The organism is Pseudomonas citronellolis (assembly GCF_001586155.1).
GTDB classification, from domain to species: domain Bacteria; phylum Pseudomonadota; class Gammaproteobacteria; order Pseudomonadales; family Pseudomonadaceae; genus Pseudomonas; species Pseudomonas citronellolis.
This window is the reverse complement of sequence record NZ_CP014158.1, coordinates 5,900,989-5,913,832: the sequence shown is the minus strand read 5'-3', so window position 1 is coordinate 5,913,832 and position 12,844 is coordinate 5,900,989. Positions and strand designations below refer to the sequence as shown.

The window sequence follows — 12,844 nt, the reverse complement described above, 5'->3', positions numbered from 1 at the left end:
GACTCACCGGCCACACCGGGCGTCCCGGTGCATTTGGCCTACGGCGCATAACCGCGGAACCTGACGGCTGACGCTGTGTTATCCACCCACTCAGGACGGCCCCTTCTCCCTCTGGGAGAGGGCTGGGGTGAGGGTTGCGGACTTCGCCGACACCTCGCCGCCTGGCCCGTACCGCCGCCCCCTCAGCTACGCCGCTCGACGATATAGCGAGCCAGCTCCCGCAGCGGCTCGGCGCCCTCGCCAAAGCCTTCCAGGGCCGCCAGGGCCTGGTCGCGCAGGGCCAGGGCGTAGGCCTTGGCGGCTTCCAGGCCGAGCAGGGCGGGGTAGGTGGGTTTGTCGTGGGCCTGGTCCTTGCCCTGGGTCTTGCCCAGGGTGGCGGTGTCGCTTTCCACGTCGAGGATGTCGTCCTGCACCTGGAACGCCAGGCCGATGGCCCCGGCGTAGCGGGCCAGGGCTTCCAGGCGCTCGGCGTCGGCCTGGCCGCTGGCCAGGGCGCCGAGGCGCACGCTGGCTTCGATCAGCGCGCCGGTCTTGTGCCGGTGCATGGTTTCCAGGGCCGTCTGGTCGATCCTGCGGCCCACCGCCTCGAGGTCGATGGCCTGGCCGCCGACCATGCCGGCGGAACCGGCGGCGCGGGCCAGGGCGGTGACCATGGCCAGGCGCGTCTCGGCGTCCTGCGGGTTCAGCCGGGCCTCGGCCAGCACTTCGAAGGCCAGCGCCTGCAGGCCGTCGCCGGCGAGGATGGCGCAGGCCTCGTCGAAGGCGATGTGGGTGGTCGGCTGGCCGCGGCGCAGGTCGTCGTCGTCCATCGCCGGCAGGTCGTCGTGGACCAGCGAGTAGGCGTGGATCAGCTCCACCGCGCAGGCCGCGCCGTCGGCCCGGGCGGGGTCGCCGCCGAGGGCTTCGCAGGCGGCGTAGGCCAGCAGCGGGCGCACGCGCTTGCCGCCGTTGACCACGCTGTAGCGCATGGCCCGGTAGAGGCGCTGGAGGTCTTCGCGGGGCGGGGTGAACAGGGTTTCCAGGGCGGCGTCTACGCGCGCCTGGCAGCGCGCCTGGTAGGCGGCGATCATGCGTCTTCGCCTTCGCTGTCGAACGGCGCCTCGCTCAGCTCGCCGTCGCGCTCCAGCAGCACCTGCACCTTCTGCTCGGCCTGGCTCAGCGCCGCCTGGCATTCGCGGGTCAGGCGGATGCCCTGCTCGAAGGCGCCGAGCGAGTCCTCCAGGGACAGTTCACCGCTCTCCAGGCGTTCCACCAGGGTTTGCAGTTCGGCGAGGGACTGTTCGAAATCGACGGCTTTCTTGCGGGCCATGGGGACATCTCGGCGGGGTATTCGGAACCCGGCGACACTAGCAGAGACGGGCCTTGCGGGCAAATCCGCGGGCCTTGCCCGGCATCCCGGCGACGCGGGTTTCGCGCTAAGCTTGGGCCATGAACTACCTCGCCCATCTCCACCTCGGCGGTTCGCAGCCGGCGCAGTTGCTCGGCAGCCTCTACGGCGATTTCGTCAAGGGGCCGCTGGCCGGACGCTGGCCGGCGGACATCGAGGCGGCCATCCGCCTGCACCGGCGCATCGATGCCTTCACCGACAGCCATCCGCTGGTGCATGCGGCGAAGCTGCGCTTTCCCGCCGAGCGGCGGCGCCTGGCGGGCGTGCTGCTGGACGTGTTCTTCGACCATTGCCTGGCGCGGGACTGGGACACATTCAGCAACGAGCCGCTCAGCGAATTCACCCGCCGCGTCTATGGTGTACTGAACACCACCCCGCAGTTGCCCGAGCGCCTGGCGCGCATCGCCCCGCGCATGGCGGCGCAGGACTGGCTGGGCAGCTACCGCGAGTTCACGGTGCTGCAGGACGTGCTCGCCGGCATGGCCCGCCGGCTGTCGCGCCCGGGCCTGCTGGACGGCGCCTGGGAGGAACTGGCCGAGCGCTACCAGCCGCTGAGCGACGACTTCCGCGCGTTCTACCCGCAACTGCTGGCGCTGGCCGGGCGGCGCGACAATCTGCCTGGGGATCGCCCCCCGGCTTGATATGCATCAAACGTAGGAAAGCCATGAAAGGATGCAATAGAACCCACGACGGAGAGGGAGGTGCAGCATGCTCAAATCATTGATGATCGCCACGGACTTGTCTTCGCGCTCGGAGAAGGCCCTGCAACGCGCCGGCGCCCTGGCCAAGCGCTTCGGTTGCCCGTGGACGGTGCTCTGCGTGGTGGACGAGGACCAGCCGGTGGCGCTGGTCGAACAGGAGGCGACGCAGGTCCGGCTGCTGCTGGAGGCGCGCCTTGTCGAACTCACCGCCCTGGGCGGCGGTTGCCCGCGCATCCGCGTCGAGGTCGGTGACCCGAACCAGAAGATCGTCAGCTGCGCGCTGGAGGAGGACGTCGACCTGCTGGTGATGGGCTCGCACCGCAAGAGCGTGCTGCGCGACATCTTCGTCGGCACCACGGTGGAACGCGTGGTGCGCGCCGGCAAGCTGCCGGTGCTGATGGTCAACCAGCCGGCGGTCGGCGAATACCGCGACCTGCTGCTGGCGCTGGACACCTCGCCGGCCTCGGCCAACGCGGTGCGCGTCGCCGAGCGCCTGGGCCTGCTGCAGGGCGCGGTGCGCCGCGCCATCTATGCCTTCAGCCCGCTGGCCAAGGGCATGATGCAGTACTCGGGGGTCAGCGAGGAGCGCATCGACGAGTTCGTCGGCACCGAGACGCGCCAGGCGGTGGACGAGTTCAAGGCGTTCCTGCGCGACCAGCAACTGGAACCCTGGATCGACGAGCAGCTGGTCGCCGTCGGCCTGCCGGGCAACGTGCTGGAGCGCATGTCCGAAAAGCACCGGCCGGACCTGCTGGTGATGGGTACCCGGGGCATGGGAGGGATCAAGCGTGCCCTGATCGGCAGTGTCGCCGACTACGCCCTGCGCGAACTGGATTGCGACATCCTGGTCGTGCCGCCGGAAACCGGCGTGTAGGACGGCGCGGCGCAGGCCCGCGCGCCAAGGGAACGACGGCGCCCGCCAATGGCGGGCGCCGGTCTTTCCGGCTGGCGCCCAAGCCTGCGCCGCCGTCCGGGGCGGAACCTGCCAGCCGTGGCGCCCGGCAGGTTCGACTTTCTCTTTCAGGCTCTTTCAGGCGGCCAGCGCCTGGTCCCGAGCGACTTCCCCGTAGATCACCGTGCCGATGGCGGCGTGGGCCTGCTGCGCCAGCTGGGCGCGGTCGCGGCCCTGGCTGGGCAGCGGCGCGAGCAGGTGGATCTCCACGCAGCCGCGGTCGTTGCGCAGCAGCCGCAGCAGGTGGCTGAGCAGGTCGTCGTCGCCGATGAAGGGCGCCAGGTGGTCCGGCTCGCCGTCGCGCAGGTAGCGCAGTGCCACCGGCTGCAGCGGCACCCCGGCCTGGATGGCGCCGGCCAGCAGGCGCCCGTGGAAGTTGCGCAGGCCGCGGCCGTCGGTGGTGGTGCCTTCCGGGAAGATCAGCGTCGAGCGGCCCAGCTGCAGGGCCCCGGCGATCTGCTCGCCGAGGCGGCTGCCGTCGCCCGAGCCGCGGCGGATGAACAGGGTGCCGGCCTTTTCCGCCAGCCAGCCGGCCAGCGGCCACTGGCGCACCTCGGCCTTGGACAGGAAGGTCAGCGGGGCCAGGGCGCCGAGCAGCGGGATGTCGAGCCAGGACACGTGGTTGCTGACCCACAGCGCCGGCTCCCGGGGCAGCTCGCCATAGACCTTCACCCGCAGCGGCAGGGCGCGGCTCAGGCGCGCCAGCCACCAGCGCGTCAGGCGTTGGCGCAGCGCGGTCCAGTCGTAGCCGGGCAGGCGTTCGAGCAGCGCCACCCCGGCGGCCAGCGCCAGGCCCAGGCCGACCACCGCCAGCAGGCGGGCGCTTCGCCAGGCGCCGCGCATCACACGGCCGCCTTGAAGTGGCGGGCGTAGCGCGGGCACAGCTCGTCGCGCTTGAGCAGGATGAACACGTCGGCGACCTGGAAGTCCGGGTCCCAGCAGGGCTCGCCGCAGATCTTCGCGCCCAGGCGCATGTAGGCCTTGAGCAACGGCGGCAGCTCGGCGGTGAGGTTGTCCGGCAGTTCCTGCGCCGGCAGCGGCGTCTTCGGCTCGGCGCGCAGGTTCTCGCGGCACAGGTAGCGCTCGCGCAGGCGCTGCATCACCGCCAGGGCCTGGATGCCGCCGTCGCGCATGGGGATGCTGGCGCAGCCCATCAGGTAGCGGTAGCCGCCCTCGTTGAGCACTTCGGCCAGCTCGCCCCAGAGCACGGCGATGGTGGCGCCGTTGCGGTAGGCCGGGTCGACGCAGGTGCGGCCGATCTCCAGCACCGGGCCCTGCAGCTCGGCCAGGCCGTCGAGGTGGAATTCCTCTTCGCTGTAGAAGCGCCCCAGGCGCTCGGCGGCGCGGTGGTCGAGCAGGCGGGTGGTGGCCACCAGGGCGCCGCTGGCCAGGTCGCGCACGCCGATGTGCTGGCAGTGGCTGTCGTAGTCGTCCAGGTCCAGGCCGAGCTCGGCGCCTTTTAGGCGCGCCTCGAATTCGCTGCTGAAGACGCGGAAGCGCAGGGCCTGGGCTTCGCGCAGGGCGCGGGCGCCGCGCAGGCGCACGGCCTTCAGGCGGCGTTCTTCGCGCGGGGTGTCGCAGGCGTGGGCGGTCTGACTCATGCGGAGGCCTCCATGGGCCGGCCAGGCGGGTTGCGGCCGGTCGCCTTTGTTGTGCAAGCTCAGGCTAGGAAGCGGCGGTGTCACGCTTGTGACCCTGGCGTGATGCTTGTATGACAACACCACCCCCCGATGAGGATCGCCCCATGCCCTGGAACCGCCTGCTCGGCCCGCTGGAGCCACTGCCCGCCGGCCTGGCGCTGGAGGACTGGTACGCCGAACTGCTGGCCTGCGCCGCAGGCGCCGGGCCGCTGGAGCTGGCGGTGCTCGCCGGGCGCCTGGCGGCCACCCCCGGCCTGGCCTTCCTCGGCGGCTACCAGGCGGCCCTGCGCGCCCTGTGGCCGGCGGCCCCGGCCGGGCTGGGCGCGCTCTGCGTCAGCGAGGGCAAGAGCCTGCGCCCGGCGGACCTGGCCACCCGCCTGGATGGCCTGACCCTGCACGGCCGCAAGGACTTCGCCACCGCCGCCGACAGCGCCGCCTGGTACCTGGTGGCGGCGCGCGACGAGCCGGACGGCGAGGCCCCGCGCCTGGCCATGACCGTGGTGCTGGCCGGCGCCCCCGGCGCGCGCCTGGAGCCGATGCCGGCCATGCCGCTGATTCCCGACATCCCCCACGCCCGGCTGATCCTCGAGGGCGCCCACTGCGAGCGCCTGCCGGGCGACGGCTGGGACGCCTACAGCAAGCCGTTCCGCGGCCTGGAAGACCTGCACGTGATGGCCGCGCTGCTGGCCTGGCTGTACGGCGTGGGCCTGGCCAGCCGCTGGCCGCGGGAATTGCCCCTGCGCCTGGCCGGGCTGCTGGCCGGCTGCGCCGAAGTGGCGCGGCACCCGGTGGGCGACACGGCGACGCACCTGCTGCTGGGCGGCCTGTTCGCCCAGTTCGACGCCCTGGCCCCGGCGCTGGACGCCGCCATCGCCCAGGGCCCGGAGCATTGGGCGCAGCTGTGGAAGCGCGACCGCGCGGTGCTCGCCCTGGGCGGCAGCGCCCGCGCCAGGCGCCTGGACAAGGCCTGGGCGGCACTGGGGCTTGACCCAGGTCAGTGAGGCCGGCGCGCGCGCCTGGGTACCCTGCGCGACATTCCGCCGCCCCACCGGCATGACCCGCAGGAAGCTCCATGCGTCGCGAACCCATAGTGCTGTTCGACAACGGCACCCACCAATGCCTGTGCTTCGACGACCTCGTCAGTGGCGACGGGGTGCAGTCCAACCAGTTCCTCATCGTCGACCACGGCCAGTACCTGCTGCTCGACCCGGGCGGCGACCTGACCTACACGCCGCTGTCGCTGGAACTGTCGAAGCTGATGCCGTTGCAGGAGCTGGACTACATCTTCGCCTCGCACCAGGACCCGGACATCATCGCCGCGCTGGACAAGTGGCTGCTGCACACCCGCGCCAAGGTCGTCTGCTCCAAGCTCTGGGCGCGCTTCCTGCCGCACCTGACGGCCAGCTACCTGGCGGTCAGCCACGGCATCTCCACCTACGACCGCGTCATCGCCGTGCCCGACCGCGGCCAGTCGCTGAACCTCGGGCGCTGCCAGCTGAAGGTGCTGCCGGCGCACTTCCTGCACTCGGTGGGCAACTTCCAGATCTACGACCCGGTCAGCCGCATCCTCTTCTCCGGCGACATGGGCGCCTCCCTGGTGGACGACGCCAGCCCGGTGCAGGACTTCGCCGAGCACCTGCCGCACATGCTCGGCTTCCACCGCCGCTACATGGCCAGCAACAAGGTGTGCCGGCTGTGGGCGGACATGGTGCGCGGCCTGGACGTGCAGATGATGGTGCCGCAGCACGGCCGGCCCTTCGTCGGGCGGCCGATGATCGACGCCTTCCTGGACTGGATAAGCGTCCTGGAATGCGGCATGGACCTGCTCGGCCCGGCCGACTACCAGGTGCCGCGCTGAATCCGTCCGCCATTACGGCGTGATCGGCGCTTATAGCCGTCATGGCAGCGTGCTAGGGTTCCGCCGGAGCTGACGACAAGAGGCCCGCCGATGCCCATGCCCTCCCTGCGCCCGCTGCTGCGTGGCCTCACCCTGGCCGCCGGCCTGTGCCTGCTGGCGCCGGCCCATGCGGAAACCTGGCCGGACGCCGACTGGCAGCCCGGCCCCGCGCCCAGTGGCCCGGCGTTGCAGGCCTTCGAAGCCTATGCCTTCCCGGCGCGCGACGACGCCACCCGCCAGGGTGTGCGCAGCGACGCCGTGGTGGTGATCCGCGACGGCCAACTGGTCTACGAACGCTATGCCGGGCCGACCCGGGCGCAGACCCCGCACCTGGCCTGGTCGATGAGCAAGAGCATCATGGCCTGCGTGCTCGGCGTGGCCTATGGCGAGGGCCGCTTCCAGCTGGACGACGCGGTGGCGCAGCACTTCGCGCCCTTCGCCGCGCACCCGCAGGTGAAGATGCGCCACCTGCTCAACTGGGCCTCGGGCCTGGCCTGGGAAGAAGACTACGAATACGCCCCGCTGAAATCCTCGGTGGTGGCCATGCTCTACACCCGCGGCCGCGACGACATGGCCGGCTTCGTCGCCGGCTTCCCCGCCGACGCCGAGCCGGGGCAGCGCTTCCGCTACTCCAGCGGCGACAGCAACGTGCTCGCCGCCAGCCTCAAGCAGATGGTCGGCGACGCCTACGCGGACTACCCCTGGACCGCGCTGTTCGAGCCCCTGGGCATCCGCTCTGCGGTGTGGGAGCGCGACGCCAGCGGCACTTTCGTCGGCTCCTCCTACGCCTACATGAGCGCCCGCGACCTGGCGCGCATCGGCCTGCTGATGCAGCGCGGCGGACGCTGGAAGGAGCGCCAGCTGCTGCCCCAGGCCTGGATGCAGTTCGCCCTCACGCCGTTCGCCAACTACCGCCCGAGCGCGGAAGACGCCAGCGACGGCGTGCCCGGCGGCCAGTGGTGGCTCAACCGCGCCCCGGCCGGCGCCGGCCTGCCCTGGCCGAACGCCCCGGAAACCACCTTCGCCGCCCTCGGCCACTGGGGCCAGGCGCTCTACGTGCTGCCCGACCAGAAGCTGGTGATAGTGCGCTACGCCGACGACCGCGACGGCAGCTACCGCCACGACGACTTCCTCAAGCGGGCCCTCGCGGCCTTCGCCCAGCCGGAGGCCAAGCCATGATCCGCCGCCACCCGCTGCTCAGCCTGCTGCTCCTGGCGCTGGTCGCCCTGGCCGGCTGGGCCTGGGCCAACCGCGTGCACCTGGAATCCTTCCCGCCGATCATCGGCGCCTACACGGCCAAGGAGTACTGCTCCTGCCGCTACGTCATGGGCAACAGCGCCGAGTACTGCCAGGGCTACACCAAGCAGTACGTGCCCACCAGCGCCTTCCTCGACGACGCCGAGCACAAGCGCGTGACCGCCCGCGGCCTGGGCAGCACCCAGACCGCCGCCTGGCTCGGCCCGCGCGAGGGCTGCCGGCTGCTGCCGCAGCCGTAGGGCGGATAACGCCTACGGCGTTATCCGCCGCTTGGCCTTGGTTCCCGGCGGCGCCTGGGTTGACCTGGGCATTGGCTGCGGTCTCGGTGTATCGGCGGATAACCGCGAACGGTTATTCGCCCTACGTCTGAACCAATGGCGCTGCCGCCTGCCCAACGGGCTCGCCGGCTGGTTTGCAAGCCGACGGCGGGCGGCTATCGTTGGCCGTTGATCCAGCCGTTTTCCATGTAAGGGATTTCATGCGCTCGCTGTTCGCCTTCCTCTTCGCGGCCTGCTTCGCCGCCTCCGCCCAGGCGGCCTGGTACCTCGACTACGAGTCCTCGCGGCTGAACTTCGTCACCGGCCGCGGCGCCGCCGGCGCCGACAACAACCGCTTCCTGGTCATGCACGGCAGCGTCGACGACCACGGCAAGGCCAGCCTGCGCATCGAGCTGGACTCGGTGCTCAGCGGCGTGCCGCTGCGCGACGAGCGCATCCGCGAGCTGCTGTTCGAGACCGAACGCTACCCCGAGGCCAGCGTGGACGCGCAACTGGACCTGGGGCCGATCCTCGGCCTGGCCAACGGCGCGCAGCTGGAGATGCCGCTGCCGCTGCGCCTGGACCTGCACGGCGCCAGCCGCGCCTACCGCGCCGAGGTGCTGGTGACGCGCCTGGACGAACGGCGCTTCCAGGTGGTGACGCTGTCGCCGCTGATCCTCGACGCCGCCGACTTCGGCCTGGCGCCGGGGGTGGAGAAACTGCGCAAGCTCGCCGGCCTGCAGACCATCAACCTGGCGGTGCCGGTGGGCGCCGTGCTGATCTTCGCCCAGCGGTGAGCGGGCCGGTCTTCCCCTGGCGCAGCGGCAACCGCTTCGCCCTGCTGGTGGACGGGGAGGACTTCTTCCCGAGCATGCTCACGGCCATCGCCCGGGCGCAGCGCCAGGTCGACCTGGAGCTGTACCTGGTGGAGGGCGGCACCTGTTCCGAGCTGCTGCTGGAAACCCTGATCGACGCCCTGCGCCGCGGCGTGGCCGTGCGCTGCCTGTTCGACGGCTTCGGCGCCCTGCGCCTGGGCAGCGCCTGGGGCCGCCGGCTGCGCGAGGCCGGCGGCGAGCTGCGCCTGTACAACCCGCTGCGCTGGCGCGGCGGCTGGCGCAACCTGTTCCGCGACCACCGCAAGCTGCTGCTGGTGGACCAGGATGTTGGCTACGTCGGCGGCGCCGGCGCCACCGACGAGTTCTGGTCGGTGCCGGAGAACGCCAGCGCCTGGCACGAGGTGATGGTGGAAATGCAGGGCCCGGTGCTGGCCGACTGGCTGGTGCTGTTCGAGCGCCAGTGGCATGCCTGCCTGCAGGCCAAGGCCTGGCGCCCGCAGCAGATGCTGCCGCCGGCGCGCCTGCCGCCCACGCCCGTGGGCGGCAGCGGCCTGGGCCGGGTGGCCTACGCCGACGCCCGCCAGCACCGCGACATCCTGCAGTCGCTGGTGCGCAGCCTGAACGGCGCGCAGCAGCGCATCTGGCTGGCCACGCCGTATTTCCTGCCCACCTGGAAGGTCCGCCGGGCCCTGCGCAAGGCCGCGCGGCGCGGGGTGGAGGTGCGCCTGCTGCTGACCGGCCGGCTCACCGACCACGCCCCCGTGCGCTATGCTGGGCAGCGCTATTACCCGCGCCTGCTGCGCGCCGGCATCCGCATCTTCGAATACCAGCCGCGCTTCCTGCACATGAAGGTGGTGCTGGTGGACGATTGGACGAGCGTCGGTTCGTGCAACTTCGATCATTGGAACTTGCGGTTCAATCTGGATGCCAATATCGAGATACTGGACGCCGACTTCACGGCGGCGGTGGCCGATTGCCTGATCGCCGACTTCGCCGCCAGCCGGGAGATCGATTTCACGCTGTGGCACGGCCGCTCCCTGTGGATGCGCCTGCACCAGCGGTTGTGGGGCTGGCTCGACCGGGTGGTGGTGAACTTCCTCGATCGTCGCCGTTGAGCAGTCCGCTGGGGCAGGCACCCCGGGGAGAACGGGAGCAGGGTCGTGAACAAGATCGGCAAGGAAAGGTTCATCGGGCTGGAGTGGTTGCGCTTCCTGCTCGGGATATACGTGGTGGTCTACCACACCCTCCATGCCTACCCGGCGGAGCAGAAGTTCCGCGGGCTGGACGAGCTGACCAGCCTGGGCTTCTTCGCCACCAGCACCTTCTTCGTGCTCTCCGGCTTCCTCCTGGCCCATGTCTACGTCACCGACGGCCAGTTGCGCGAGAGCCCGCGCAGCTTCCTCACCAAGCGCTTCTCCAACCTCTACCCGATCCACATCTTCTCGATCCTGCTGACCATCGGTGTGCTGCTGCTGATCAGCCAGTTGGGCATCGGCCCGGACCTGGACCAGGCCACCCCGCGCTTCGTGGTCTACGACACCCACGAGCGCCTCGGCCAGAGCCACCCGGAGCTGTTCCGCCACTGGATGAGCGACCGCGAGCTGCTGCTCAACAGTATCCTCCAACTGACCATGCTGCAGGCCTGGAACCCGCTGTACCTGACCTTCAACGCGCCGCTCTGGTCGCTGTCCACGCTGTTCTTCTTCTACCTCTGCTTCCCGGCGCTGGCGCCGCGGCTGATGCGCATCGGCAACAAGCGGCGGGCGCTGCTGGCGCTCTGGCTGCTGTACCTGGTGCCGCCGCTGCTGCTGGCGCTGCACCAGCAGTACGGCATGCCCTGGACCGGCCTGCTGCACCGCAACCCCATCCTGCGCCTGCCGGAATTCCTCGGCGGCATCCTCGCCTACGGCCTGTTCCGCGAGCACAAGGACAGCGGCCGCCTGCCCGGCACCGGCGCGGTGCTGGCGCTGGGCGCCTTCGTGGTGGCCAACTTCCTCGCCGCCGACTACCTCTACACCCAGGGCGCGCGACACTGGTACTTCCTGCTGCACAACGGCCTGCTGCTGCCGGCGCAACTGGCGCTGGTGTACATCAGCGCCTTGCCGCGCGACCCGCACAGCCCGGCGATCCGCCACTGGTCGCCGCGCCTGGGGGCGGCCTCGCTGTCGCTGTTCGCCCTGCACGTGCCGCTGTTCACCCTGTTCTCCCGCGCCGAGAAGCTGATCCGCGCGCCGGGCGACTGTCTGGCCGACTGGGCCTACTGCATCACCGCGGCCACCGAGCAGCAGCTGTCGCTGTGGCTGTACCCGCTGTTCCTGCTGTTCATGGTGGTCAGCTGCGTGCTGTTCCAGGAGCGCTTGGTGGTACCCACGCGCAAGTGGCTGGTGCGTCACCTGTTACCGCAGGCGGCGCAGAGGCGCCCGGCCACGCTGCCCTGAGGCGCCGCCACCCGGACTTTCGGCGGGTGGCTAGGCGGCCGGCGCTGGTTATGCTCGCGGCATGACCACAAGAAGGGACTGACGCATGTTGCGATCGCTGCTGGGCCTGGTTCTCCTGCTGCTGGCCGGTTGCAGTTCCCCCGGCGCCTTCTTCGGCGCCACCGACGGCCAGGCCTTCGCGCCGCTGCGACCCGGCGACGCGCAGCACGCCCTGGTCTACCTCTACCGCCCGCAGAACCAGTGGGCCGACGAGGAACTGGAAGCCCCCGGCCTGTTCCTCAACAACGAGCTGATCGGCAGCCTGCCGAGCAACGGCTACCTGGCCCTGGAGTTCGAACCGGGCAGCTTCAAGCTGGAAATGCGCCGGCCGCTGTTCGGCAGCTTCTGGACCTTCTTCGCCGACGGCCCGCTGGATTTCACCCGTATTTCCAGCTTCATGCTCGAAGCCAAGGCCGGCGGCGTCTACTACCTGCGCTACGACGAGGACCGCGTGCCCGCCAAGCGCAGCCACAGCGAGGGCGACGGCCCGCTGCAACTGATCGAGGCGCGTCTGGCCGAGCCCGAGATCGCCAGCACCCGCCTGGTCCAGGAACCGGCGCAGATCGCCGCCAGCGGCTACGAGGTGCGGCGCCAACGGCGCTTCTGGGAAGGCGTCGGCAAGGCCCTGGACAAGGTCGGCATCTGAACCCCTCCAGGTTATGAGCTGAACTCATAGCTCCTTGAGTTTTTATGCTTACCGGCCCGCAACGGGCCGGTGCTAAAAAATCGCGCAACGGCTCCCGACAACAACAACGAGCGACTGCGCCATGCCTTCATTCCTCCCGCTGCTTTCCCGCTTCCCGCTCGTTCCTCCTCCAATTCCGTCGCGAACCGCCTACTGAACCCGGCTGCCCCGCAGCCCTGCGCACGGACCTTCGCGGCCCGCGCCCCCGCTCGCCCTGACGATCCCACGAGGTACCCATGAAACAGCTCGATCTCTACATCGGTGAAGGCTTCGAAGGCCCCGGCGTCAACGCCGCGCACATCAACATCCTGCTCGGCCCGCGTAACGGCCCCGCCGGCCAGGCCTTCGCCGGCAGCCTGGCCTCGCCCAGCCAGGGCCACTGCCCGTTCATGGTGATCGCCCAGCCGAACCTCCCGGTCAAGCCGATGACCCTCTACGTGAACAAGGCCCCGATCGGCGGCGACCTGCACGCCAACGCCACCTGGGGCGCGTCCCAGGCCGGCATCGCCAAGGCCGTCACCGAGGCCCTGCTGGACGGCACCCTGCCGGCCGAAGCCGAGGACGAGTGGGCCATCGTCACCGCCAACTGGGTCAACCCGGCCTGCGACGACCTGGATGCCGTCTACCTGAACAACTACAACGCCTGCCGCACCGCCATCCGCGCGGCGCTGGCCTGCAAGCCCGAGCGCGCGCAGCTGGCCGACGTGGTCGGGCAGATCGCCAACCCCTTCTACACCCCCAAAGCCTGAGGTCGC

The 12,844-nt window shown here is 70.7% G+C and carries 15 protein-coding genes; 11 read left to right on the top strand and 4 right to left on the bottom strand.

Annotation, left to right across the window (positions count from 1 at the left end):
• Nucleotides 1–182: 182 nt before the first annotated feature.
• Nucleotides 183–1,070: a (2E,6E)-farnesyl diphosphate synthase gene (gene ispA, locus PcP3B5_RS25880; protein WP_061562760.1), complete on the bottom strand. Its 888-nt coding sequence runs from the start codon at nt 1,068–1,070 to the stop codon at nt 183–185.
• Entirely contained in the window at nt 1,067–1,309 is a 243-nt protein-coding gene (locus PcP3B5_RS25875; RefSeq protein ID WP_009615726.1) for an exodeoxyribonuclease VII small subunit, read from the bottom strand. Before PcP3B5_RS25875 ends, ispA begins: the two co-directional genes overlap by 4 nt.
• Before the next feature lie 119 nt (nt 1,310–1,428).
• Between PcP3B5_RS25875 and PcP3B5_RS25870 the strand changes: the two genes are divergently transcribed.
• Nucleotides 1,429–2,028, top strand: coding sequence for an acyl carrier protein phosphodiesterase (locus PcP3B5_RS25870; protein ID WP_043316628.1), 600 nt, complete (start codon nt 1,429–1,431; stop codon nt 2,026–2,028).
• Between the two features lie 67 nt (nt 2,029–2,095).
• The gene (locus tag PcP3B5_RS25865) at nt 2,096–2,962 is read left to right on the top strand and encodes a universal stress protein (RefSeq protein WP_009615728.1); all 867 of its coding nucleotides are present in this window, start codon (nt 2,096–2,098) and stop codon (nt 2,960–2,962) included.
• A gap of 156 nt (nt 2,963–3,118) precedes the next feature.
• Here the strand turns inward: PcP3B5_RS25865 and PcP3B5_RS25860 are convergent, their stop codons facing one another.
• On the bottom strand, nt 3,119–3,883 hold the full coding sequence (locus tag PcP3B5_RS25860; RefSeq protein ID WP_061562759.1) for a lysophospholipid acyltransferase family protein: 765 nt from the start codon (nt 3,881–3,883) through the stop codon (nt 3,119–3,121).
• Nucleotides 3,883–4,641, bottom strand: coding sequence for an L-ornithine N(alpha)-acyltransferase (gene olsB, locus PcP3B5_RS25855; RefSeq protein ID WP_058487564.1), 759 nt, complete (start codon nt 4,639–4,641; stop codon nt 3,883–3,885). Before olsB ends, PcP3B5_RS25860 begins: the two co-directional genes overlap by 1 nt.
• 143 nt (nt 4,642–4,784) lie before the next feature.
• Here olsB and PcP3B5_RS25850 point away from each other — a divergent pair, with 143 nt between their 5' ends.
• The 9 genes from PcP3B5_RS25850 (at nt 4,785) to fae (ending at nt 12,838) form a co-directional block, all read left to right on the top strand.
• A complete protein-coding gene (locus PcP3B5_RS25850; RefSeq protein ID WP_061562758.1) occupies nt 4,785–5,681 on the top strand; it encodes an acyl-CoA dehydrogenase middle domain-containing protein in 897 nt (298 codons plus the stop codon).
• A gap of 71 nt (nt 5,682–5,752) precedes the next feature.
• Nucleotides 5,753–6,538, top strand: a complete 786-nt coding sequence (locus PcP3B5_RS25845) for an oxygen-binding di-iron domain-containing protein (protein ID WP_061562757.1) — start codon at nt 5,753–5,755, stop codon at nt 6,536–6,538.
• Between the two features lie 90 nt (nt 6,539–6,628).
• Entirely contained in the window at nt 6,629–7,756 is a 1,128-nt protein-coding gene (locus PcP3B5_RS25840; protein ID WP_061562756.1) for a serine hydrolase domain-containing protein, read from the top strand.
• Nucleotides 7,753–8,073 (top strand): hypothetical protein, encoded by a 321-nt coding sequence (locus tag PcP3B5_RS25835; protein WP_061562755.1) that lies wholly within the window; start codon nt 7,753–7,755, stop codon nt 8,071–8,073. Before PcP3B5_RS25840 ends, PcP3B5_RS25835 begins: the two co-directional genes overlap by 4 nt.
• A 239-nt stretch (nt 8,074–8,312) precedes the next feature.
• The gene (locus PcP3B5_RS25830) at nt 8,313–8,888 is read left to right on the top strand and encodes a YceI family protein (protein WP_043314099.1); all 576 of its coding nucleotides are present in this window, start codon (nt 8,313–8,315) and stop codon (nt 8,886–8,888) included.
• Between the two features lie 74 nt (nt 8,889–8,962).
• Complete coding sequence (locus PcP3B5_RS25825; protein WP_099049138.1) at nt 8,963–10,042, top strand: phospholipase D-like domain-containing protein; 1,080 nt, start codon at nt 8,963–8,965, stop codon at nt 10,040–10,042.
• Nucleotides 10,043–10,087: 45 nt separating this feature from the next.
• The gene (locus PcP3B5_RS25820) at nt 10,088–11,365 is read left to right on the top strand and encodes an acyltransferase family protein (RefSeq protein ID WP_061562754.1); all 1,278 of its coding nucleotides are present in this window, start codon (nt 10,088–10,090) and stop codon (nt 11,363–11,365) included.
• 85 nt (nt 11,366–11,450) lie between these two features.
• Nucleotides 11,451–12,050, top strand: a complete 600-nt coding sequence (locus PcP3B5_RS25815; RefSeq protein WP_058070332.1) for a DUF2846 domain-containing protein — start codon at nt 11,451–11,453, stop codon at nt 12,048–12,050.
• Between the two features lie 275 nt (nt 12,051–12,325).
• Nucleotides 12,326–12,838 (top strand): formaldehyde-activating enzyme, encoded by a 513-nt coding sequence (fae, locus tag PcP3B5_RS25810; protein WP_009615752.1) that lies wholly within the window; start codon nt 12,326–12,328, stop codon nt 12,836–12,838.
• Nucleotides 12,839–12,844: the final 6 nt, after the last annotated feature.